The sequence below is a fragment of the Streptomyces ossamyceticus genome, from assembly GCF_001418475.1.
Taxonomy (GTDB): Bacteria; Actinomycetota; Actinomycetes; order Streptomycetales; family Streptomycetaceae; genus Streptomyces; species Streptomyces ossamyceticus.
The window spans coordinates 1-20,699 of sequence record NZ_LIQX01000102.1 but is presented as its reverse complement, the minus strand read 5'-3'; the positions used below and the strand labels follow the sequence as shown (position 1 = coordinate 20,699).

Annotated in this window: 21 protein-coding genes and 1 pseudogene; 8 read left to right on the top strand and 14 right to left on the bottom strand. The window is 72.1% G+C overall.

Annotation, left to right across the window (positions count from 1 at the left end; all coding sequences use genetic code 11):
• Nucleotides 1-63: 63 nt before the first annotated feature.
• Nucleotides 64-750 (bottom strand): helix-turn-helix domain-containing protein, encoded by a 687-nt coding sequence (locus AOK15_RS09530; RefSeq protein ID WP_240508369.1) that lies wholly within the window; start codon nucleotides 748-750, stop codon nucleotides 64-66.
• A gap of 63 nt (nucleotides 751-813) precedes the next feature.
• Between AOK15_RS09530 and AOK15_RS09525 the strand changes: the two genes are divergently transcribed.
• Nucleotides 814-1,626: an NAD(P)H-binding protein gene (locus tag AOK15_RS09525; protein ID WP_055514793.1), complete on the top strand. Its 813-nt coding sequence runs from the start codon at nucleotides 814-816 to the stop codon at nucleotides 1,624-1,626.
• Between the two features lie 39 nt (nucleotides 1,627-1,665).
• On the opposite strand, the gene murQ is transcribed toward AOK15_RS09525, so the two are convergent.
• The gene (gene murQ / locus AOK15_RS09520) at nucleotides 1,666-2,637 is read right to left on the bottom strand and encodes an N-acetylmuramic acid 6-phosphate etherase (RefSeq protein WP_055514792.1); all 972 of its coding nucleotides are present in this window, start codon (nucleotides 2,635-2,637) and stop codon (nucleotides 1,666-1,668) included.
• Between the two features lie 89 nt (nucleotides 2,638-2,726).
• Nucleotides 2,727-3,650, bottom strand: a pseudogene (locus AOK15_RS09515) (MurR/RpiR family transcriptional regulator); the annotation flags it as partial.
• Between the two features lie 284 nt (nucleotides 3,651-3,934).
• On the opposite strand from AOK15_RS09515, the gene AOK15_RS09510 reads away from it, so the two are divergent.
• Together AOK15_RS09510 and AOK15_RS09505 are read left to right on the top strand one after the other, a co-directional pair.
• Complete coding sequence (locus tag AOK15_RS09510) at nucleotides 3,935-4,330, top strand: hypothetical protein (protein WP_055514788.1); 396 nt, start codon at nucleotides 3,935-3,937, stop codon at nucleotides 4,328-4,330.
• Nucleotides 4,327-4,599: a DUF4031 domain-containing protein gene (locus tag AOK15_RS09505; protein ID WP_055514786.1), complete on the top strand. Its 273-nt coding sequence runs from the start codon at nucleotides 4,327-4,329 to the stop codon at nucleotides 4,597-4,599. The genes AOK15_RS09510 and AOK15_RS09505 overlap by 4 nt, the downstream gene beginning before the upstream one ends.
• 56 nt (nucleotides 4,600-4,655) lie before the next feature.
• On the opposite strand, the gene AOK15_RS09500 is transcribed toward AOK15_RS09505, so the two are convergent.
• The 8 genes from AOK15_RS09500 to AOK15_RS09465 all read right to left on the bottom strand — a co-directional run bounded on the left by AOK15_RS09500 (nucleotide 4,656) and on the right by AOK15_RS09465 (nucleotide 12,055).
• The gene (locus tag AOK15_RS09500; protein WP_055514783.1) at nucleotides 4,656-5,369 is read right to left on the bottom strand and encodes a hypothetical protein; all 714 of its coding nucleotides are present in this window, start codon (nucleotides 5,367-5,369) and stop codon (nucleotides 4,656-4,658) included.
• Between the two features lie 175 nt (nucleotides 5,370-5,544).
• Nucleotides 5,545-6,642 carry a GNAT family N-acetyltransferase gene (locus AOK15_RS09495; protein WP_055514782.1) on the bottom strand — a complete coding sequence of 366 codons (1,098 nt, stop codon included), beginning with the start codon at nucleotides 6,640-6,642 and terminating at the stop codon, nucleotides 5,545-5,547.
• Nucleotides 6,643-6,746: 104 nt separating this feature from the next.
• On the bottom strand, nucleotides 6,747-7,142 hold the full coding sequence (locus AOK15_RS09490) for a winged helix-turn-helix transcriptional regulator (RefSeq protein WP_055514780.1): 396 nt from the start codon (nucleotides 7,140-7,142) through the stop codon (nucleotides 6,747-6,749).
• Nucleotides 7,143-7,151: 9 nt separating this feature from the next.
• Nucleotides 7,152-8,420 (bottom strand): Cmx/CmrA family chloramphenicol efflux MFS transporter, encoded by a 1,269-nt coding sequence (locus AOK15_RS09485; RefSeq protein ID WP_055514778.1) that lies wholly within the window; start codon nucleotides 8,418-8,420, stop codon nucleotides 7,152-7,154.
• Between the two features lie 108 nt (nucleotides 8,421-8,528).
• A complete protein-coding gene (locus tag AOK15_RS09480; protein ID WP_055514776.1) occupies nucleotides 8,529-9,176 on the bottom strand; it encodes an HD domain-containing protein in 648 nt (215 codons plus the stop codon).
• Nucleotides 9,177-9,311: 135 nt separating this feature from the next.
• On the bottom strand, nucleotides 9,312-10,733 hold the full coding sequence (locus tag AOK15_RS09475) for a family 43 glycosylhydrolase (protein WP_055514774.1): 1,422 nt from the start codon (nucleotides 10,731-10,733) through the stop codon (nucleotides 9,312-9,314).
• A gap of 211 nt (nucleotides 10,734-10,944) precedes the next feature.
• A complete protein-coding gene (locus AOK15_RS09470; protein ID WP_055514773.1) occupies nucleotides 10,945-11,232 on the bottom strand; it encodes a DUF397 domain-containing protein in 288 nt (95 codons plus the stop codon).
• A complete protein-coding gene (locus AOK15_RS09465; RefSeq protein ID WP_055514771.1) occupies nucleotides 11,192-12,055 on the bottom strand; it encodes a helix-turn-helix domain-containing protein in 864 nt (287 codons plus the stop codon). The genes AOK15_RS09470 and AOK15_RS09465 overlap by 41 nt, the downstream gene beginning before the upstream one ends.
• A gap of 187 nt (nucleotides 12,056-12,242) precedes the next feature.
• Between AOK15_RS09465 and AOK15_RS09460 the strand changes: the two genes are divergently transcribed.
• Nucleotides 12,243-12,956 carry a copper homeostasis protein CutC gene (locus AOK15_RS09460; RefSeq protein ID WP_055514769.1) on the top strand — a complete coding sequence of 238 codons (714 nt, stop codon included), beginning with the start codon at nucleotides 12,243-12,245 and terminating at the stop codon, nucleotides 12,954-12,956.
• A 28-nt stretch (nucleotides 12,957-12,984) separates the two neighbouring features.
• Here AOK15_RS09460 and AOK15_RS09455 read toward each other — a convergent pair whose 3' ends face one another.
• The gene (locus AOK15_RS09455; RefSeq protein ID WP_157870200.1) at nucleotides 12,985-14,079 is read right to left on the bottom strand and encodes a hypothetical protein; all 1,095 of its coding nucleotides are present in this window, start codon (nucleotides 14,077-14,079) and stop codon (nucleotides 12,985-12,987) included.
• Between the two features lie 142 nt (nucleotides 14,080-14,221).
• Between AOK15_RS09455 and AOK15_RS09450 the strand changes: the two genes are divergently transcribed.
• Both AOK15_RS09450 and AOK15_RS09445 read left to right on the top strand, forming a co-directional pair.
• Nucleotides 14,222-14,731, top strand: coding sequence for a RipA family octameric membrane protein (locus AOK15_RS09450; protein WP_055514765.1), 510 nt, complete (start codon nucleotides 14,222-14,224; stop codon nucleotides 14,729-14,731).
• Between the two features lie 94 nt (nucleotides 14,732-14,825).
• Nucleotides 14,826-15,332, top strand: a complete 507-nt coding sequence (locus AOK15_RS09445; protein WP_107099374.1) for a hypothetical protein — start codon at nucleotides 14,826-14,828, stop codon at nucleotides 15,330-15,332.
• An 81-nt stretch (nucleotides 15,333-15,413) separates the two neighbouring features.
• Here AOK15_RS09445 and AOK15_RS09440 read toward each other — a convergent pair whose 3' ends face one another.
• Nucleotides 15,414-16,151: an NPP1 family protein gene (locus AOK15_RS09440; protein WP_420876887.1), complete on the bottom strand. Its 738-nt coding sequence runs from the start codon at nucleotides 16,149-16,151 to the stop codon at nucleotides 15,414-15,416.
• Between the two features lie 417 nt (nucleotides 16,152-16,568).
• On the opposite strand from AOK15_RS09440, the gene AOK15_RS09435 reads away from it, so the two are divergent.
• The gene (locus tag AOK15_RS09435; protein ID WP_055514761.1) at nucleotides 16,569-17,825 is read left to right on the top strand and encodes a trypsin-like serine peptidase; all 1,257 of its coding nucleotides are present in this window, start codon (nucleotides 16,569-16,571) and stop codon (nucleotides 17,823-17,825) included.
• 107 nt (nucleotides 17,826-17,932) lie between these two features.
• On the opposite strand, the gene AOK15_RS09430 is transcribed toward AOK15_RS09435, so the two are convergent.
• Nucleotides 17,933-19,981, bottom strand: a complete 2,049-nt coding sequence (locus AOK15_RS09430; protein WP_055514759.1) for a HelD family protein — start codon at nucleotides 19,979-19,981, stop codon at nucleotides 17,933-17,935.
• 296 nt (nucleotides 19,982-20,277) lie between these two features.
• Here AOK15_RS09430 and AOK15_RS09425 point away from each other — a divergent pair, with 296 nt between their 5' ends.
• Complete coding sequence (locus AOK15_RS09425; RefSeq protein ID WP_055514795.1) at nucleotides 20,278-20,478, top strand: hypothetical protein; 201 nt, start codon at nucleotides 20,278-20,280, stop codon at nucleotides 20,476-20,478.
• Nucleotides 20,479-20,699: the final 221 nt, after the last annotated feature.

Here is a 20,699-nt window from a genome sequence, read left to right as displayed (position 1 = left end):
GTTGTGGCTGGTCGCGCAGTTCCCCGCGCCCCTGTTCAGGGGCTGCCGCCCCCGGGCCCCCGCTCAGGTCGTGCACGGGCTTGGCGTCGGGTGGTGGCCCGCTGTGAACGCTGCTGGGGGGACGCCCATGAAGTGGCGGAACTCCGCTGTCATGTGGGACTGGTCGTAGTAGCCCGCCGTGGCCGCGATGTCGGACCAGCGGCCGGTGTCCGCCGCGAGCACCGTGCGGAGCCGGTCGATGCGGGCGAAGCGTTTGGGGGACAGGCCCGTGCCGTCGGTGAACAGGGTGCGCAGGCGTCGCTCGCTGAGGTGCAGGCGGGCCGCGGTCGTGGCGACGCCGACCACCGCCAGCAGGCGGGCCGCCTCGTCGAGCCGATGCGCGGGTTCGGGGCGGTCGGCCAAGGTCTCTTCGAGCGCGGCGATCGGGTCGGCGGCGAACCGGTCGACGTCCAGGCCCGGCAACGCCCGCAGCGGCAGCGCCCGGTCCGCCAGGTCCCGCAGGGGACGGCCGAGGAGGGTCTGCGTGCGCCCCGGGCGCATCCGCACCCGTACACACGAACGGCCGGGTGTGCCGACGTGGTAGGCGGCCCGGGTGCGGGGGCCCATGACGATCAGCTCACGCCGGTCCATGCGCAGGAGCAGCGTGGTGGCGTGATCGGGCACGTCGACCACCGGCGAACCGGCCGCCGTGGCGACGTCGATGCCGAACACCCAGCGCATCAGGGCGGGCGGTACGTCGAGAGAGCGCACGCGGCTCACGATAGTGCCGAAACTTCCTATAGGGCGGCCTCGGGGCGCTGCCATCGTCGGAGCATGATCCTTGTTACGGGTGCCACCGGCACCATCGGTAGTCATGTCGTCCGTCTGCTCACCGAGCGGGGCGTGCCGTTCCGGGCGATGTCCCGTCGGGAGCGGCCCGGCTGGGTGCGGGCCGACTTCGAGGACCCGGCGTCGCTGGCGGACGCGGTGGCCGGTGTCGACTCGGTCTTCCTGGTGACCGTGCCGCCCGTGCCGACCGCGGACCACGACCTGGCCCTGCTGACGGCCGCGCGGGCGGCGGGCGTCCGCAAGATCGTCAAGCTGTCCGCGATCGGCAGCGGTGAGCGGTTCGAGGGTGCGACGGTCGGCGCGTGGCACCTCGCGGCGGAGGAGGCGATCGAGGCCGGCGGGTTCGTGTGGACGATGCTCCGCCCGCCGAGCTTCGCGTCGAACCTCCTGTGGCACCGGGCGCTCATCCGGGCCGGCGAGCCGATCCCGGACCTGGCCGGCGACTCCCGGCAGGCCGTCGTCGACCCACGGGACGTGGCCGCCGTCGCCGTCGAGGCCCTCACCGGCGACGCGCACGACGGGCGGCGGTACGACCTGACCGGGCCGGAGCTGCTGACGTTCGCGGAGCAGGCGGCGATCCTGGAACGCGTGCTGGAACGCCCGGTCAGGACCACCGACGCGGGCGCGCTCGACCGGCTGCCGGCCGGGATGCGCACGGGCATCGGCTGGGCGCGCGCCGGCGGTGCGGCCTACGTCACCGACCACGTGCCGCGCGTGCTCGGCCGGCCGGCGGGCACGTTCGAGCGGTGGGCGCGCGATCACCGGGAGGCGTTCACCGCCGACGCGTCGCATCCCTGAGAGTCAGTCGTCCCTGAGAGCCGTCCCCGTCGGCGTCCCTCAGCTCGTCTTCGTCGTCGCCGCCGCTGCCAGGGCCGCTCGGAGGTGGCCCTGGTTCTGTTGGAGGAGGCGGGTCGCGGTGGGGGCGTCGGTGTTGCTGAGGAGGGTGAGGATGGCGGTCTTGACCTCGCCGTGCGCGGCGGTGAGGGCCGTGTCGATCTCCTTGTCCGTCGCGCCGGTCGCGAGCGCGACGATGCGGTGGGAGCGGGCCCGGAGCTTGTCGTTGGTGGCGCGGACGTCGACCATCAGGTTTCCGTAGGTCTTGCCCAGGCGGATCATCGTGATCGTCGACAGCATGTTGAGGACCAGCTTCTGGGCGGTGCCCGCCTTCAGGCGCGTGGAGCCCGTCAGCAGTTCCGGGCCGACGACGATCTCGATGCCGTGGTCGGCTGCCGCGGCGAGCGCGCTGGACGCGTTGCAGGCCAGCCCCACTGTCAGGGCGCCGCGGGCCCGCGCGTACTCGACGGCGCCGATCGCGTACGGCGTGCGGCCGGAGGCCGAGACGCCCACCACCGTGTCGTCGGGGGTCAGCGCCAGCGCGCCGAGGTCCGCGCGGGCCAGGTCCGCCGAGTCCTCCGCGCCCTCGATCGACGTGATCACCGCCTCCCGGCCGCCGGCGATCAGGCCCAGCACCTGGGAGGGAGCCGTGTTGAAGGTCGGCGGGCACTCGGACGCGTCGAGGACGCCGAGCCGTCCGGCCGTGCCCGCCCCCGCGTAGATCAGACGGCCGCCCCGCGCCATCCGCTCCGCGATCGCGTCGATCGCCGCCGCGATCACCGGCAACCGCGCGGCCACCGCCGCCGGCACGGTCGCGTCCTCGCCGTTCATCAGCGTCGCGATGTCCAGGGTCGGCAACTGGTCGATGTCCGCCAGGTCGGGGCGGAACGCCTCGGTCGTCAGCGACTCCAGCTCCGCGCGTACGGCGAGGTCGTTCGGGGTGGAGCCGTAGGGGAGGGGAGGCAGGGAAGGCATGCGGTGACTCATTTCGTACGGTGCGATCGGCGTCCCCGGAGGGCGTCGGGGGCGGGAGGAGGAGACGGCCGCGGTGCTCCGTCCTCGCCCTACCGCGAAGGCCCTCCGCTCCTGTGGCGGTGTGCCAGCGCCTCGTACGAGGCCGACAGCGCGGGCGCTGCGGACTCGTACGTCCGCTGGGCCACCCCTATGAACAGGCAGTCCACCACCAGCAGTTGACTCGTCCGGGACGACATCGCCGCGGGCCGCAGCTCGCTCTCCCGTGCCGTCGACGTCGTCAGGACGTGGTCCGCGTACTGGGAGACCGGTCCGTCGGGCCGCCCGGTGATCGCTATCGTCGTCGCGCCGTGGTCGAAGGCGACCCTTAGCGGTTCGATGACGTCGCCCGTCGAACCGGAGTGGGTGATCGCGATGGCCACGTCCTTCGCGCGGAGCTGCACCGCGTTGGTGACGGCGAGGTGCGGGTCGCTGTGCGCCTGGGCTATCAGCCCTATGCGCAGCAGCTTCTGCGTGAGGTCCTGCGCGACCAGCCCCGACGCCCCGACCCCGTACACGTCCGTCCGGCGGGCCCCGGCCAGCGCCCGGACCGCCGCGCCCAGCTGCACCATGTCCAGGCCGGCCGCCGTGTCCGCGAGGGTCTGCTGCTCGTCGTAGGCGAGCTTGGCGACGACATCGGGGAGCGGGTCGTCCACCGCGATGTCGGCCGTGACGGAGGGCGCGCGGCCCGACTGCTGGTGGGCGGCGAGACCGGCGAGGGCGAGGCGCAGGTCGCGGTAGCCGGGGTAGCCGAGGAGCCGGGCCGTGCGGACGACCGTCGCCTCGCTGGTGCCGGTGAGCTCGGCGAGGCCGGTGACCGTGAGCGCCGCGCACGCGGCCGGGTCGCTCGCGACCGCCTCCGCGACGCGCTGCATGGACCGGGTCATGGACGGCGCGAGCGTCCGCACCTTCGCGGCGAGCGCGGCGGGAGCGGGCGGAGCGGCGGCCCCACCGCCACGGCCTCCGCCGTTGCCGCCACGGCCCTCGGCCGGGCGTCCGCCACTTTCGGCCGGGCGTCCGCCACTTCCCCCGCGGCCCTCGGCCCCACTCCCACGTCCGCCCTCGGCCCCAGCCGCGCGTCCGACTTCGGCCGCGGCGGCACGTCCGCTCTCGGGGGCGGCCGGCTTCCGGCCCTCGGCCGGGGACGCCTCCGGCGGTTTCCGTCCTTTCCTTCGTGCGAAAATTTCCTTCACCTCATCACTCACACCATGAAAGATATTTTCCGTCCGGGTCTGCGGTCAAGGGTGCGCACAATGGAGGCATGAGTGCCGGCAGTGATCCCGTGAGCCCCCTTGAGCAGGCGTTGCACGCGGCCCGTGCGCTCGTGCTCGCCGATCTGGTCGCCCAGGAGGTCGCCGAGGCCGACGTCGTCTCGATGGTCGAGGACTCCGTGGTGCAGCGCCGCTGGTGGGTGGAGCAGTGGCCGGACGGCGCGGCGTACGTGGCCGGGCTGATCGCGCAGGACGTCCAGGACGCCCTGCTGGAACGGTACGGGCGCTGGCCGCTCTGTCCGGTCTGCGGCACCGGCGACCCGCACGCCCTCGACGTCGAACCCGAGCTGGGCCCCGATCCGCGGTGGGTGTGCCACAAGGCGGGGGTCCGGGTCGCGGCGGTGGGCGCGCTGGGGGCCGCCACCGGGGGGTCGTCGCCCTCGTGACCGTCTACATCGATCCGCCCACCTGGCCGGGGCACGGCCGGATGTGGTCGCACCTGGTCAGCGACGTCTCCTTCGACGAACTGCACGACTTCGCCCGCCGGGTCGGCGTGCCCGAGCGGGCCTTCGAACGCGACCACTACGACATCCCGTCCCACCGCTACGAGGACGTCGTGGCCGCGGGCGCGGTGGAGGTGGGCTCGAAGGAGCTGCTCCGTCGGCTCACCGCGGCGGGCCTGCGACGCCCCAAGGGGCGGCCCGTCGGCCGGTGAGGGGGAGGAGGCCCGCGGCCGGTGAGGGGGGAGTGGGCCCGGCCTGTGAGGCGGCTTCAGTCCGTGAAGATCGGGTCCAGGCCGTGCCACCACCGGTTGAGCGCCGGGAAGTCGGGGCCGGTGACGGCGAACAGGGCGGGCCGGTCGTAGTACGTGCAGGTGATCACGTACTGGAACGTGGTGTTCATGTAGCAGGCCGCGTCCCCGGCCGGGGTGTCGGAGCCGTTCTCCGACCAGACGCCGCGGACGTTCTGCTGCTGGTCGCAGTTGCCGTCGGGCAGACCGGCCGTGTAGTCCCGGAACACCTTCTGCGCCTCGCTCTTGGAGCCGTACACCGAGATGCTCGCCTTGGTGGTGAGGGCGCCGTACGTGGGGTCCTGCGTGGTCACCGTGCAGCGCAGCGACGCCTCGGCGCCGGGTACCGTGTCCGGTTCGCAGCTCTCGCGGCGCCACTGCGCGGGGTTGAGCGAGTCCCTCAACTCCCGCTGGGCGGTGGTGAGTCCGTCGTCCTCGCCGTCCTCGGTGTGGTCGGTGCCGTCGGTGTCGTCCTGGAACGGGCGCGCGGTCGGTCCGCCGCCCCGGCCGTCGTCGGACGGGTCGTCCTTGTCGGCCACCACCACGCTCACCACGATGCCGATGACGGTGAGCATGCTGGTGACGATCAGGCTGATGATCGCGATACGGGCGTTGCGGTGGTCGGGGCCCGGATCCGGCCCGGGGGAGCCCGGCGGCCGGGGTCGCGGCGTGGGCGTAGGACCGTATGGACTCATCGCGTGCTCCCCCGTCTCCCCGTACGTGCCCGCACGCACGCGCACGCATCCGTACGCGCCCCTACGCGTCCGCACGTTCCCGCACGTTCCCGCACGTCACCGAATTATCGGGACCGTGCGGGGGCCGGGGCAGGGGAAAAGGGGAGGAGACCGGAACGGTTGGGCCCGGCGTACGTCAGGCGCGCAGACGGAGTTCGTACGCGAACTGCTCGCCGTCCTCCCCGTCGCCCCAGTCGTCGCTCACCTGCTCGAACCCGGCGCGGGTGACCACACCCTGGGACGGGGTGTTGACCTTGTCGACGACGGCGAAGAGGGACTGGACGTCGCCCTGTTCGCGCGCCCGCTCGCGCGCCCAGTCGGCCAGCGCGCGCAGCGCCTCCGTGGCGTAGCCGCGCCCGCGCGCGCCCTCGACCAGGTCGTAGCCGATCTCGACGCGGCCCTCCTCGTCGGGGGCGCCGTGGTAGCCGAGCGCGCCGAGGGCGAGCCCGTCCTCCTTGCGGACGAGGACGTACATGCCCCACTCGGGGCGGTGCACGCCGGCCTCGTACGCCTTGAACACCATGCCGGCGCCGACGCGCGTGCCGTCGACGGGGCCGCCCACGATCCAGTCGAAGCCGCCGGTGCCGCCCTCGGAGAGGTCTGCTGCGGCGGCCGGGTGGACACCCTTGAGGACGATGCGCTCGGCGTCGATGTGCAGCGGGTTGCTCCACTTCCATCCGGTGACCGGGGCCCGGCCCGGCAGATCGGCCCGGCCGGTGGCCCACAGCAGGGTCGTCCAGGGGTCGTCACCGGGCCTGACGTGCGGGAAGAGGCGGGCGAGCACGGACTCGCACAGCTCCCGCGGGGCCTCGTACGGGGTGAGCCCGAGCCCCTCGACGATGTCGTGGGTGTGGAGGAGCACCTCGGTGACGCCCATCGCCGCGAAGCCCTCGCGGTCGGCGAAGCGGAAGGGGTAGGGGTGGAAGGCGCGCACGTCGGCGGGGGTGGTGGTCACGGTGGCGGCGAGGAGGGCGCCCGTCGTCTCGATGACATGCAGCAGGGCGGCGTTGTCCTCGCACTCCGCGGTGTCGATGCGGAACGGTACGTACGCGCTCTGGGCCCGCCCCGCGAGCTGGCCCGCGTAGGCGATCAGGTCCGATGAGATGTGGTCGGCGGTCTCACGGCAGTTCCAGTCCAGCCGCCCCGCCTTGGTCCCCACCCAGTCCCGGTCGACGGCCCCCCGCAGCACGGCCACGCTGTGCCCGACGGCTTCCCGTACCTGTTCCCCACCCATTGGTCGCATGGGCGTGAGGATAGGCGGGGCGACGCGGGAGGACGAACGGATTTAGGTCCCAGGGAGGCGCGTTGGGGCCGGTGGCACGGAACGTACGGGGCCGCTCAGCCCTTCGCCGCGTCGTACTCCTCGCGCGCCTTCTCGATCGCGGTCATGCGCTCGGCGGTCCAGGTGGCGAGGGCGCGGACCTGTTCGGCGGCCTCGCGGCCGAGCGGGGTGAGGGAGTAGTCGACGTGGGGCGGGATGACGGGCTTGGCGTCGCGGTGGACGATGCCGTCGCGCTCCAGCGTCTGGAGGGTCTGCGTGAGCATCTTCTCGCTGACCCTGCCGATCTCCCGGCGCAGCTCCCCGAAGCGGTAGGAGCGGTCGAGCAGGGCGATCAGGACGAGGGTGCCCCAGCGGCTGGTGATGTGCTCCAGGGCCCCGCGCTGGGGGCACATCGTGGCGCCGTCGGCCGTCGCGCGGGCCTGTTCGACGAGGCTGACCTCACTCACTGCCATGCCGGAACCCTACGTCGAGGTCGGCACTTTCGCCGAGTTAGTGCCCATTTCCACGATCCGTGACGGCCCGGTACGCCGGTGCATCCGCAGCGACACCGCCGTGATGCCGATGGCGGTCGCCGTGAGCGCGCCGCCCGCCCAGGCCGTCGACGTGAACCCGAAGCCCGCGTCGATGACCGCGCCGCCCAGCCAGGGCCCGCCGGTGTTGCCGAGGTTGAACGCGGCGGTCGTCGTGGCACCGGCGAGGGTGGGGGCCGCCCCGGCGACGTTGAACATCCGGGCGTTGAGCGCGGGCGCCGTGTAGAAGCAGGAGACGCCGAGGAGGAAGGAGAGCAGGACGGCGGCGACGGCGTACGAGGCGAGCAGCGCCAGCGCGACGAGGAGGACGGTGGAGGCGGCGATGCCGGTGAGCAGCACCCCGAAGAGGTGCGCGTCGGCGATGCGCCCGCCGACCGCCGTACCGATCAGCGCCCCGACCCCGAACAGCGCGAGAACCGTCGGCACCCATCCGGCGTCGAGTCCGGCGACATCCGTGAGCAGCGGCGCGAGATAGCTGAACGCGCAGAACACACCACCGGCGGCGAGCGCCACGACGGCGATGGAGAGCCAGACCTGCGGCTCCCGGTAGATGCGGGCCTCGGCGCCGAGCCGGGGCCGCTCGGCGGGCAGCGGGATGGCCGGGACCAGTGCGGCGACTCCGGCCAGGGCTATCGCCGACGCCACGGCGACCGCCCAGAACGCCGACCGCCACCCGAAGTGCTCCCCGAGGAACGCGCCCGCCGGAACGCCCAGCACGTTGGCGATCGACAACCCGCCGATCATGATCGCGAGGGCGCGGGCCCGCGCGGTGACGGGCACCATGGCGACGGCGACGGCCGCCCCCACCGCCCAGAACCCGGCGCACGCGAGCGCGCTCACGACGCGTGAGGCGAACAGCACGGCGTAGTTCGGGGCGAGCGCGCCCGCGACCTGCCCCACACCGAAGACGGTGATCAGCGCGATGAGGGTCGTCCGGCGGGGCAGCCGCAGCGTCGCCACGGCCAGCAGCGGCGCCCCGACGACCATGCCGATCGCGAACGCGGAGATGAGGAGCCCGGCCCGCGGGATCGACACGTCCATGTCCTCGGCGATCGGCGGCAACAGCCCCGACAGCATGAACTCACTCGTACCGAGCGCGAAGACGGCGAGCCCGAGGACGTAGACGGAGAGGGGGACGCGGGTACCGGGCCGGGGGGCGGGACGGTGACGGGAGCGGTCTGCGGCGGCGTCGGAGGACATATACAACGCCAACCGGAGGCGCGGCGGTGGCATTCCCGTGGTGACCGGGACGATCGAGGAAGCGCTCCCCCGCAGCGCCTGGTCGGTCACCCCACTCCCCCTGTTCGGTCAGCCCGGCCCGGTCAGCTCGGTCAGTTCCGCCCGCAGGTTCGCGCGGGCCCGTTCCTCCCATTCCCGTTGTCCGTGGGGCGTCCTGAAGAGGCGGGGCAGGGTGAGGAGATGGCGGAGTACGGCCGCTCGGCCCTCACGGAAGGCGTCGTCGGGGACGAAGCCGTACTCCTCGCGGACGGCGGCGGCGTACGCGGCGTACGCGTCCGGGGGCGAGGCGAGGATCGCGAGGTCGGCGTCGCAGAGGACCTGGCCGTCGGGGTCGTCGTCCGCCGGGTCGTGGGTGACGGTGAGCCGCACCAGCCGGGCCACCTCCGCGACCTTCTCCGCCGGCACCCCGGCCTCGGGCAGCGCCCGCTCGGCGAGCCGCGCGGACCGCTCCTCGTTCGTCGACCGCTCCGGCAGATAGACGGCGTCGTGGAACCAGGCGGCCAGCCGCACGACGGCCGGGTCCGCCGCGTACTCCTCCAGCACGTCGACACGGTCCAGCACCGCCGTGAGGTGATCGAGGGTGTGGTACTTCCGCTGGGGCTCGGACCACCGCTTGATCAGGTTCGCCGCGTACGGCAGCGGGTCCGGGTGGCGCGCGCCGTCACGGGCGGAGAGCAGGGCCTGGAGCCAGCGGTCTTCCAGCGGGTCGAGGGACATGGGGGCATTGTGCCGTGGCGGGGCGTCCGTCAGAGCCCCGACCGTTGGCCGGCTCCACCCCCGGGCAGCTCCCCGGCCCGTGGGGGCGTCGGAGCTGCCCGAGGTGGGGCGGGACCGCGGCAGCGCGGCAGGGGCCTACTGGGTGTAGAAGGTGGCGTCGGCCTGCGCCGTCGTCGTGGTCACAGCCTGGACGTACAGCAGGTAGTTGTAGTGGCGTATGTAGCGGCCCGGCAGGTTGAACGACTCGTACGAGACACCCGCGGAGTCCGCGAGGCCGGCCCGGGCCATGTAGGAGGCGTCACCGGCGAACAGTGCCGTTCCGTCGTTCTTCTCCACCCACACCTCGTTGTTCTTGTGGCGCAGGAAGTAGCCGGGGAAGTTCGCCGACTCCAGGGAGACGGTGCCGCTGCCGGTGAGCCCGGTGACGACGCGGAACTGCGAGTCGGCGAGCGGGGCGACGTTCGCCTCGAGCTTGGCGCGGTACTCCCAGTGCCGGATGAACTTGTCCGGGTAGTTGTAGGAGGAGAGGCGGACCGGGGTCGCGCCGTCGGCGACGGGGATGCCGAAGTTGGGTGTGCCGTCGGCGTTCCAGTAGATCTTCTGCACGCGGGTGCGGCGGTTGGGGTCGTTGAGCGGGGAGCCGCTGATGTCCTTGTAGCTGCGGTCGTGGTAGACGAGGATGTCCGACTTGCCGTCCTCGGAGACCGTGAACTGGTTGTGCCCGGGGCCGTACTGGCTGGTGGCGGCGAAGCTGGCGAAGACCGGGTTCGGGTTCTTGGCCCACGACGAGGCGCTGAGCAGGTTGGCCGAGGCGGAGGCGGTCAGCATGCCCATGCAGTAGACGGCACTGGTGGCGGCGGCCGAGAAGGTCATGAAGACCTTGCCGTTCTTCTGGATCACGGCCGGGCCCTCGTTGACCGTCGCGCCTCCGGCGGTCTCCCACGCGGCGGTCGGCCGGCTGATCATGACCGGGGTGCCGGTGATGGTCCACGGGCTGGACATCTGCGCGATGTAGAGGTTGGTGCCGGTGCCGACGGCCGGGTCGTTCTGCGCCCAGGCGAGATAGCGGGTGCCGTTCACGGCGAAGGTCGTCGCGTCCAGGGAGAAGGTGTCCAGCGGCAGGGCGATACGGCCCTTCACCGTCCAGGTGCCCGTGATCGGGTTCGCGTCCGCGCACTCCATGACGTAGGGCCGGATGTGCCAGACGTTGTTGGCGTCACCGGCGGCGAAGTAGATGTACCACTTGCCGTCGATGAAGTGGATCTCCGGGGCCCAGATGTAGCCGCCCATCGTGCCGGTGGCGGGCCTGGTCCAGATGGTCGTCTCGGCGGCCGAGGTCAGCCCCTGGATCGTGGTGGCCCGGCGCAGCACGATGCGGTCGTACGCCGGCACGGTGGCGGTGAAGTAGTAGAAGCCGTCGGTGTGCTTGAAGATGTGCGGGTCGGCCCGCTGCTCGGCGATGGTGTTCGTGTACGTCACACCGGGCGACGCGGGCACGGCGGCGCGGGCGGTACCGGCCGAGATGCCGGTGAAGGCGGCGGCCGCCGAGCCGGCCATGAGGCCGAGGATTGTCCGACGGGTGAAATCAGGTCTCACGGAGTGCTCCCTTGGCGCGGGCTGCGATGCCGAAATACCACCCTCTCCCCGCCCGGTATTTCGAACATCGTTCGCAAGTTCGGCCAAAAGGTAGGTGGCGTCCTTGCGGGAGTCAATGCTTCCGCTCAAGGCACTTTCTGGCACATGAGTCCCGGCCGCCTCACCGGATCACTCAGAGAAGCTCCCGGCCCGCCGCCGCGACGAAGGCCGACCAGGCGGCGCCGCCGAGGAGCACCACACCGCCGGCCGGGTTCTTGCTGTCCCGGACGGGGACGACGCCGGGGAGGTCGTCGGAGACTTCGACGCACTCGTCGGGCTCGCCGCCGCAGTGGCTCGACTTGCGCCAGGAGAGGGCGGCGCCGGCGAAGTCGCCGGCGACCTCAACGCATTCGTCCGACGTGCCTGCGCTGTAGCTGCTCTTACGCCAAGTCGCGGTCCTCAGATCGGGAGCGGTACGCATCCTCGTACTCCTTGGCCGCCTGCTCGATCAGGGCGAGGGACGCGGCAGGCGACGACGCCGCACCCCCTAGCAGATCGTAGGTGAGCGTGGAGCGGGCCACCACAGCCGGATCGTCGAAGAGGCGCCCCGTTTCAGCCCCTTGTGAGTACATCACCGGTGGCGCATCCTCGAAGGTCATCAGCTTGAAGACGCCTCCTGCCCCGGCGGTCGCCCCCTCCGTCAGCGGCAGCACCTGTGCGATGATCCGGTTGCGTCGGACCATCGCCGCGATGTGCCGGAGTTGCTCCGCCATCACAGCCGGCCCGCCCACCGGGCGCCGTACCACCATCTCGTCCAGGACCGCCCAGTACCGCGGCCTCCTCGGGTCGCCGAAGATGTGCGCGCGGGCCTTGCGGGCGGAGACCCGCTCCTCCATCACGTCCTCCGTCAGGACCGGGTCGTACGCTCGCACTACCGCCCGCGTGTACCCGGCCGTCTGGAGCAGTCCCGGTACCAGGATCGGCGCCCAGTCCTTGATCGTGAGGGCCAGGCCCTCGAACTCCACCACGTCCGCGAAGTGATGCTCGTAGGGGGACTTCCTCGCGGCCTCCAGGTTCCGCGTGAAGAACCCGTCCGCGTCCAGCACTTGGTCCGCCATCCTCGCGAACTCCGGCTGCATCCGCCGTACCCCCACCTCCAGCATCCCCACGTACGCCCCGCTGATGAACATCGCCGCCCCCAGCTCCTCCTGGGTCATGCCCGCCCGCTCGCGGCGGTGGCGGAGTTCGGCGCCGTACAGGGCGCGGGTGGACTGCGACGGGTCGAGGGTCTTCGTGTTGCTCATGGGACGACGTCCTCCTCTGACAGCCGGTTCTGTTGGGTCTGCGCCGGTCCCGAGCGTAGATGCGGAGCGTGGTCGGTCGTACGCGAATCGTGAGGGTCCGGGTCAACGGACGGGTTTGTTGGTAAATTGGACTAGACCTGTTGCCGCCCGCTGTCGTCGTACGACGTGCCGAACCGGAAGGGGCCCCATGGCCACGCCCGTCCTCCTTGAGGTCATCGCCCTGGACGCCAGGGACGCCGTCGCCGCGCAGACCGGCGGAGCCGACCGGCTGGAACTGGTCGCCGACATGCGCGCCGACGGGCTGTCGCCGACCGTGCGGACGTTCGCCGAGGTGCGGGGCGCCGTGGACATCCCGGCGCGGGTGATGCTGCGGCTCGCCGACGGGTTCGCGGCGGGGGACGCGGACGCGCTCGTACGGGTCGCGTGCGACATGCGGGCCGCCGGGGCGGAGGAGTTCGTGCTGGGGTTCCTCGACCCGCGGGACGATCCCGATCTGCCCGTCCTGGAGCGGCTGGTCGCCGAGTTGGACGGCTGCCGCTGGACCTTCCACCGCGCCATCGACCGCGCGGCCGACCGTGACTCCCTGCGCCGGCGGCTCGCCGGCCTGCCGGGGCTGGACACGTACCTCACGGCGGGTTCGGGGGACGGCGTCGACGCCGGACTGCCGACCCTGCTCGCGGAGGCGGCCCGGCGCGGCGAGCCCGGCTACGCCCCGCGGCTCATGGTCGGCGGGGGTCTCCGCCTCGACCACCTGCCCCGCCTCGGCGCCGCCGGGCTGGACGCCTTCCACATCGGCGGTGCCGCCCGCCCCGACGGCTGGGACGCGCCGGTCGACGCCGACGCCGTACGGGAGTGGCGGACCGCGCTCGACGCGGGCGTCGGCAGCGCAGTGGCCCACTGAGCGGCAGGGAGGAGAGGGGCCCCGTCCGTCAGTGGGGGTCCGCCGGTAGCGCCGCCGGTCGGCTCCGGCCACCCGGTGTGGTTCCGTTCAGGTCCTCGTGCAACCGGGCCACCAGCGGGGTCAGTTGCGTGCGGGTCAGCTTGCGGACCCGGCCCTCGTACGTCCATGCCGTGACGGCCGTGGGGTCCAGGTGCACGATCTCGGGCGTCCAGTCGGAGCGGAAGCGGATGACGGCCCGCAGCAGCAGCGTCCACTTCAGACGGTCCGGGTCCTCGAAGTCGGGCAGGGGCGGGAAGCGCGGCGGCTGCCAGTCGGGGCCGTGCACCTCGCGCAGCTCGTCGGCCCGCGCGGTCAGCACCTCCTCCGCCGCGGCCCGGAAGTCCTCGTACGCCTCCCACACGTCGTACAGGTCCGAGTCCCGCTCGGCGTACAGCATGACCAGCACGGACTCGGGGCGGCGCAGCCGCATCACCTCCGTCAGCTCCCACAGCGTGCCCGCGCTGGTGCCCGCCACGAGCAGGACGAGGCGGGCGTCGGTGATGAGGGAGGTGACGGTGGGCTGCCAGTCGCGGAGGGGGAGGTAGAGGCGGCGGCAGCCGGCGAGAGGGAGCGCCTCGTCGGGCTCACCCACGGCGAGCGGACGCCCGAACCCGCTGAAGATCCGGCACACGCCCTCCTCCAACGTGAGCGAACTGCCGTTCACGAGCGCGCCGCCCACCCCCTGCCAGCGGCTGAACGCGTGCGGCATCGCCCTGCCGGTGACGTCCTCGGTGAAGGGACGCAGATACAGGACGTACGGTTCGCGCCGGGCCTCCTCCATCGTGCGGACCACCCGGACGTGATGGCGCCGCCCGTGCCGCCGCAGCGACCTGCCCGCGACCAGCAGGCCCGCGCCCCAGAGTCCGCACACCACGAGGATCAGCAGGTTCAGCCACAGGGGCTGGTCGTCCGGCGACACCGGGATGAAGACGGTGTTCTTCCGCACGGCCACCACGATGAACGTCAGCCCGCCGCAGAACGTCGCGACCAGACCCGCGAGCCGTAACACGCAGCCCAGCACAGGCCGCTGCCGTCTGCGGGGTGTGCCGAAGGGAGGGAAGACGGGCGGAGGGTGCTCGGTCATGACCACAGCCGAGCGGACGCCACGCGCAACCGGCAATCGAACAGGGCCCGTTGGTGGGCGGAACGGCTTCGGATTCGCTCTTTCGTGGCACGCGCGGGCACGCGCCCGCCCGCCGTGCCGGTGCCACGGCCATGCTGGGCCGATGGCAGACCTCCACCACTCCCTGTGGAACTCCGACGTGGCCCCCGACAGCTACACGCCCGCCAACACCCCGTACCTGGCCATGATGTTCGAGCAGTACAAGCTCTGCGTGGAGACCGCCGACCGCGTCAGCGCGCGGCGCGGCGCTGCCAACACCTTCTTCCTGTCCCTCAACAGCGCGATCGCCACGGCCATGGTCGCCGGGCTGGGGCCGCGTCCGGGCCGGGTGTCGGTCTGGCTGCTCCTCGCCGGCCTGCTGATCCTCGTCGGGCAGTGCGCGGCCTGGTACCTGATGGTCCGCTCCTACCGCCAGCTGAACACGGCGAAGTGGGCGGTGATCGGCGCGTTCGAGAACCGGCTCCCCGCGTACGCGTACTCCCGCGCCGAGTGGACCGAGCTGGGGGAGGGCGAGGACTGGCGCCGCTATGTGCCGCTGACCCGCCTCGAACAGTGGGTTCCACCGCTGTTCGTCGCCGCGTACGTGGTGGGGTTCCTGGCACTGGCTCTCTAGCCCCCGGCGCCCCCGGGTACTTCCCGTCGGCGGGCCCGCGGCATACGATCCGCGGATTCCTTCCAGCCGAGCCAGCCGAGTGGGTGGGGGCCTCTTGATCGCCATCGCGGTGACCGGGCACATGGACCTGACCGAGGCGAGCGTTCCCCTCGTGCGCCGGGCCCTGCGGGAGTTCCTCGGGCCGTACGCGGAGGAGGGGATCACCGGGCTTTCGTGTCTCGCCGGTGGTGCCGACTCGCTGTTCGCCGAGGCGGTCCTCGCGCTCGGCGGCCGGCTGGTCGCGGTGATCCCGGCGCGGGACTACCGGGACCGCCAGGCGGGCGCCGAGCAGGCCGCGACGTTCGACCGGCTGCTCGGGGCCGCGGCCGAGGTGCTCGTCCTCGGCCACGACAGCGCGGACGGACAGGCGTACGAGGACGCCAACCGTGAACTGGTGCGGCGCGCGCACCGGTTGGTCGCCGTCTGGGACGGTGAGACGTCCACCGCGCAGGGGGGCACCGCCACGGCCGTGGCCGACGCGCGTCGCGCCGGCCTCCCCGTGGACATCGTCTGGCCACCCGGCGCGCGCCGCGAGACCAAGGGGTGCGCCTCAGAGGCGTGAGCCGGGCGCGCGGCCCCGACGGCGGCCGCCGTCACGCGGGGACGGGTTCGTGACCGGGGCGCGCCCCCGGCGGCGGCCCCGTTACGCGTACGGGTCGAACGCGATCCCCGACGGCTTCGCCTTCGCCAGGTTGGACTCGAAACTGCCGTCCTTCAGACCGAAGTTGGCGCTGCCGAAGTCGTAGGAGACCAGCTTCTCTCGGACGCCGGACGGGTAGCCGTTCCAGCCGACGAGCGGCGGGTACTGCCAGGTGCCCTTGTGGTTCTCCGGGGGCTCGTCGCCCGAGCCCGCGAGGCGGAAGCAGTGCGTGCGGATGCCGTCCTTGTGGTAGACGATCTTGGCGTGGGTGCCGTCCCAGCGGACCGCCGACGCCGGGTGGACACTGAAACCGCCGTGCGCGGACGTCGACACGTACTGGGCGGTGCCGTTCTGCACCCAGACGGCCACGTGCTCCCAGTCGTGGCGGTGGCCGCCGATGCTGGAGCCGGGGACCGCCTGGTCCTTCTCGAAGTAGAGGTCGTAGAGGATCGCGCACCAGCCGTTGTTGCACTTCGAGCGTGCGTAGCCGTTGGTGTTGTCGAGGTCGGACGCGTCCCGGCAGCCGCCGTTGAGCGCGCCGGTGGGCTTCAGGCCGCCGTTGACCGTGCCGTCCGGGCCGATCGCCGGGGTCGAGTAGCAGCCGTCGGTGTCGTAGTCGTAGGCCGGCTGCCATGTCCTCTCCAACGCCTCGGAGTTGGCGGGCAGGGCCCCGGGCGGGGCCGCGAACGCGCTGCCGGCCACGCCGACGACCAGGGCGAGGGCGCCGCCCACGGTGAACACGGATCTCTGCAGACGACGGGACCTGCCTGAGCGCGGACTTGTCTTCACTGCGACCTCCTGATGGACCGCGGCGCGTGGACGCCCGGGGGCCGGGTGGGGCACACCGGCGGGGGGATGGCATGCGCAGGTCAGATTCGCGCTACTGGCCGGTAGTGCACAAGAGGTGGGAGGTGTCGGAGTGATGAAGAATCAAACGTTGTGAAAGCTCTGTGAGTTCGCCGGAGCGGGCGGCCGAGGGGTCGTCACGTCGTGACGTGATGTCACATCACGGATCGATATCCGCCACGTAGTTGTTGTGTGCGAAGTCGCCGCGGGAGCCCTCCCGACGATCATTTCGGCCCTGTCCCGCGTGCATAGTTGTGTCCGCCCCAGCCAAGCCGGGGCATGACAAGTTTCAGTCACAGGGGGAACGGCTCCATGCCATTCATACGTCGCCGCGGTCTCACGGCCGCCGCCGCCGTGATCGCCGCGGTCATGGTCACCACCACCGCATGCAGCAAGTCCGACGAGGGCGGCGCGAAGGCCTCGGGCGAGACGACCGCCCAGGCGGGCGCCGGCTCGGACGTCGACACCGGCGAGAACGAGGGCGGGGGCGACACGACCATCGGCGGCTACAAGCTGCCCAAGGGCGTGCCCACCGAACTCTCCGGTGACGCGTTGCAGAAGTGGAAGAACGGCGGCTGGCAGGACTTCGACGACTGGGCCTCCAAGGCGGAGGACTTCGCCAACCCCTACATCGAGGACTTCTGGACCCCCGAGCGCATCGCCAAGGCCAAGGCCCAGATGCCCACGCAACTGCCGGAGATCGCCGACGCGGGCAACGTGTCGAAGGGGTCGAACAAGACCACCAAGGTCTGGCTGCCCGACGGCTCGGTGAAGCGGCAGAACGCCTCCAAGGTCAAGGCGACCTACCACAAGAACGCCGCCCCGGTCGGCAAGCTCTTCTTCACCACCCCCCAGGGCTCCAGCGTCTGCTCGGCGGCCGTGGTGAAGGACCCGGCCCACCCCGGCAAGTCCAACCTCGTGTGGACCGCCGGCCACTGCGTCCACGCGGGCAAGGGCGGCGGCTGGTACCGCAACATCGCCTTCGTCCCGTCCTTCAACAACACCGCCAGGCTGAACATCAGCCAGGCCTCCGCCAACTACCGCGCGAGCAACGTCTCCCCGTACGGCCTGTTCTGGGCCGACTGGGCCACCACCTCCGGCACCTGGATCAAGGGCGGCAACGCCAGCCAGGGCACCGTGGCCGCCGCGTACGACTACGCCGTCCTCCACGTGAAGCCGGAGAAGGGCGCCAAGTCGCTGGAGGAGCGCGTCGGTTCGGCGCTCCCGGTGTGGTTCAACGCTCCGGCCGCCAACAAGGTCAAGAACATGAAGGTGCGCGGCTACCCGGCCGAGGCCCCGTACGACGGCTCGAAGATGTACCACTGCCAGGGCGCCACCAAGCGCTTCGTCCTCGGCTACAGCTACCCGAGCGACTACCCGGCCCAGTACATGGTCGGCTGCACCCTGAACGGCGGCGCCTCCGGCGGCCCCTGGTTCATGAGCCACAAGGGCCGCACCTACCTGGTCTCCAACAACTCGCTGAGCGACCGCTCCACGTTCATCACCGGCCCGCGGCTGGGGAAGAACGCCAAGGAGGTCTACCTGGCCACCAGCAACAAGTTCAAGTAGGCCGACGCGCGTGAAGCGGCCCCCGGTGACCTCGTCGGTCGCCGGGGGCCGCTCCGCGTTTGCAGGGGGGCCGGAGCCAGAGGGCCAGGTGCTCAGGGGGCCCGCGCTCAGGCCAGTTGCGGCGGCAGCGGCGCCGCGTGCGTCACGATCAGGCCCGACACCGCACGGGTCAGCGCCACGTACAGGCGGCGCAGGCCCGTCCGTTCGTCCGGCTCACCGTCGACCACCGCCCGCGGCTCGTCGAGCACCACGTAGTCGTACTCCAGGCCCTTCGCGAGCGACGCCGGTACGAGGGTGAGGCGCGTCTCGTACGTCGTCTCCTCACCCGGCGCGAGGTAGCCGATCCCGGCCGCCGTAAGGGCCTCGGCCAGCGCCGGTACGCGCGCGTCGGCGGCGATCAGACCGACCGACCCCTCGTGGCGCAGCAACTCCTCACAGGCGGCGATCACCCGTGTGTCGTCCTCGGCGGGCCGTACGTCGAAGAAGCCCGGGTTCTCCCGGACGGAGGCCACCGGGGTCAGGCCGGGCGCGATGTGGGGGAGCAGCCGGGAGGCGTAGGTGATGACGTCGGTCGGCACACGGAAACCGGCGGTCAGCTCCTCGATGTGCGCCTCGGCCTTGCCCAGGTGGGCCAGGGCCTCCTGCCAGCTCCGGGTCGCCCACGGGGTGGTGCCCTGCGCGAGGTCGCCGAGGACGGTCGCCGAACCGGTGGTGCAGCGGCGGCCGACCGCCCGGTACTGCATGGGGGACAGGTCCTGGGCCTCGTCGAGGACGACATGGCCGAGGGAGTGCGTGCGCTGCACCAGGTCGGTGGCCTCGTCGATCAGCACGGCGTCGGCGGCGGACCACTTGGCCGTCCTCACGCTCCGCGCCGGCTTCGCCCACAGGATCGTCTTCTGCTCGTCGTCGGTGAGGACACCCTGCGCGTGCTCGGCGAGGAAGTCGGCGTCGGCGAGCAACCGCAGGACCAGCTTGGCGGGGTCGACGGGCGGCCAGATCGCCTTGACGGCCGCCTTCACGGCGGTGTTGCGGGCCACCGCGTCCTGCACCCGGTCGTCGGGCGCCTCACCGGAGCGTTCCATCTGCACGAGCACCGCGTGCGCGATCCGCTGCGGCAGGGCGTCGCGGGCGGCGCCGTAGCGGATGTCCCGGTCCAGCAACTCCTTGACGATGTCCTCCAGTTCGTACGCCGGGACGCGCCAGCGGCGCGACCCCCGTACGACCATGACGGGCTCCGTGGGCAGGGTGACGTGCGAGCGGACGGCGCGGCGGAGCACCTCCGCCATCCGGGCGTCGCCCTTGACGACGGCGGCGGCCGCCTCGTCCGTCCCCTTCACCTCCACATGGGCCACCAGGTCGTCGACGGTGGCCTGCTTGACCTCCAGCTCGCCCAGCGCCGGGAGCACCTGCTCGATGTAGTGCAGGAAGGAGCGGTTCGGGCCGATGACGAGGGTGCCGGTGCGGGAGAGACGCTCACGGTGGGCGTACAGCAGGTAGGCGACCCGGTGCAGGCCGACGGCGGTCTTGCCGGTGCCGGGGCCACCCTGGACGCAGAGGCTGCCGGACAGGTCGGAGCGGACGATCTCGTCCTGTTCGGGCTGGATCGTGGCGACGATGTCCCGCATCGGGCCCACGCGGGGGCGCTCGATCTCCTGCTGGAGCAGCTTGCTGGTGGTCGCCGCCTCGGCGGGGTCGGAGAGGTGCTCGTCCTCGTACGCGGTGAGGTCACCGCCGGTGTAGCCGAAGCGGCGGCGCAGCCCGACGTCCATCGGGTCCTTCTTGGACGCCCGGTAGAACGGCTGCGACACGGGCGCGCGCCAGTCGATCACCATCGGATCGCCGTCCGCGTCGTGCACATGCCGGCGCCCGATGTAGAAGCGCTCTCCTGCGGCGCCCTCGGCCCGGTCGGCGCCGGGTGCGTGCAGATAGTCGAGGCGGCCGAAGAACAGCGGGGTGTGGCTCAGGTCGGCGAGGGCCTTGATCCGCTCGTCGATCTGGCGGGCGAGCACCTCCGCGTTCACCCAGTTCGCGGTCACGTCCCGGATGTCCAGCGCCTCCACGTCCTCCCTCATGGCGCGCAGCGCGGAACGGGAGGCGGCGAGGTGGTCGCGTTCGCGGGTGAGGGGATTGATCTCTTCGTCGGCGGGCGCGGACAAGGGAGTGCCTCCGGGGGCCTACGGGATCCACGGGATCCGGTGGTGGGGGTGGGGTGAGCCGGCCGGTTTCCGTCCGGACGGCGGCGCTCCACGAGCGGGAGGCGGGCAAGGGCGGAGAGTTTAGGCGAGACGAGGGGGAGAGGGCGAACGGATTTCGTGTTGCCCCGGCGTACCCCCTAGGGGGCGGGTACGCCGGGGGTACTAGGGGACGGCAGGACCTGAGGGTGAGCGGAGGGCTCAGCCAGTTCCATCCATGGACCGACGCCATCCGCGGGCGGACGTTCCACCATGGATACATGAGTGCAGCGACCTTCATCCCAGCCTCAGGGGCCGGCCGACCCGGTCCGCCGTCCGGTGCGACCGGCCTCGACGACCGTCACCCCCGCCACCGCCTCGCGGACGCCCTGCGGGCCGTCAAGGTCTTCGCGGGCGCCGCCTTCGGCGTGATCGTGCTCGGAGAGTACGCGGAAGAAGCGGGCATACACCGCCCCACCTGACGCGCCCCACCGTCCACGGAACAGGCCCCGGCCCTCGCGTCGGAGCAGGGGCACTCCTGCCCCATTCCGAGGGCCCGCTTCGAGGCCCCGCACCGGCGCCGCGCCCGGCGCGGGACGCGGCACGCTCGGGGCGCAGCCTGCGCGGTACGTAACCCGCTCGGTAGGCGATCCGCACGTCACATCACGTCATCGCTCGACCGCGCACGTCATCTCACGCCCCC

What these genes read in the sequence shown, in the direction of transcription:
- AOK15_RS09425 (WP_055514795.1), top strand. Translation starts at nt 20,278, where the DNA reads ATGAGTGCAGCGACCTTCATCCCAGCCTCAGGGGCCGGCCGACCCGGT.
- AOK15_RS09500 (WP_055514783.1), bottom strand. Translation starts at nt 5,369, where the DNA reads ATGAGTCCATACGGTCCTACGCCCACGCCGCGACCCCGGCCGCCGGGC.
- AOK15_RS09470 (WP_055514773.1), bottom strand. Translation starts at nt 11,232, where the DNA reads ATGCGTACCGCTCCCGATCTGAGGACCGCGACTTGGCGTAAGAGCAGC.
- AOK15_RS09435 (WP_055514761.1), top strand. Translation starts at nt 16,569, where the DNA reads ATGCCATTCATACGTCGCCGCGGTCTCACGGCCGCCGCCGCCGTGATC.
- AOK15_RS09475 (WP_055514774.1), bottom strand. Translation starts at nt 10,733, where the DNA reads ATGGCCGGCTCGGCGGCCGCCGCCTTCACCGGCATCTCGGCCGGTACC.
- AOK15_RS09465 (WP_055514771.1), bottom strand. Translation starts at nt 12,055, where the DNA reads ATGAGCAACACGAAGACCCTCGACCCGTCGCAGTCCACCCGCGCCCTG.
- AOK15_RS09460 (WP_055514769.1), top strand. Translation starts at nt 12,243, where the DNA reads ATGGCCACGCCCGTCCTCCTTGAGGTCATCGCCCTGGACGCCAGGGAC.
- AOK15_RS09525 (WP_055514793.1), top strand. Translation starts at nt 814, where the DNA reads ATGATCCTTGTTACGGGTGCCACCGGCACCATCGGTAGTCATGTCGTC.
- AOK15_RS09495 (WP_055514782.1), bottom strand. Translation starts at nt 6,642, where the DNA reads ATGGGTGGGGAACAGGTACGGGAAGCCGTCGGGCACAGCGTGGCCGTG.
- AOK15_RS09450 (WP_055514765.1), top strand. Translation starts at nt 14,222, where the DNA reads ATGGCAGACCTCCACCACTCCCTGTGGAACTCCGACGTGGCCCCCGAC.
- AOK15_RS09480 (WP_055514776.1), bottom strand. Translation starts at nt 9,176, where the DNA reads ATGTCCCTCGACCCGCTGGAAGACCGCTGGCTCCAGGCCCTGCTCTCC.
- AOK15_RS09490 (WP_055514780.1), bottom strand. Translation starts at nt 7,142, where the DNA reads ATGGCAGTGAGTGAGGTCAGCCTCGTCGAACAGGCCCGCGCGACGGCC.
- AOK15_RS09510 (WP_055514788.1), top strand. Translation starts at nt 3,935, where the DNA reads ATGAGTGCCGGCAGTGATCCCGTGAGCCCCCTTGAGCAGGCGTTGCAC.
- AOK15_RS09485 (WP_055514778.1), bottom strand. Translation starts at nt 8,420, where the DNA reads ATGTCCTCCGACGCCGCCGCAGACCGCTCCCGTCACCGTCCCGCCCCC.
- AOK15_RS09455 (WP_157870200.1), bottom strand. Translation starts at nt 14,079, where the DNA reads ATGACCGAGCACCCTCCGCCCGTCTTCCCTCCCTTCGGCACACCCCGC.
- murQ (WP_055514792.1), bottom strand. Translation starts at nt 2,637, where the DNA reads ATGCCTTCCCTGCCTCCCCTCCCCTACGGCTCCACCCCGAACGACCTC.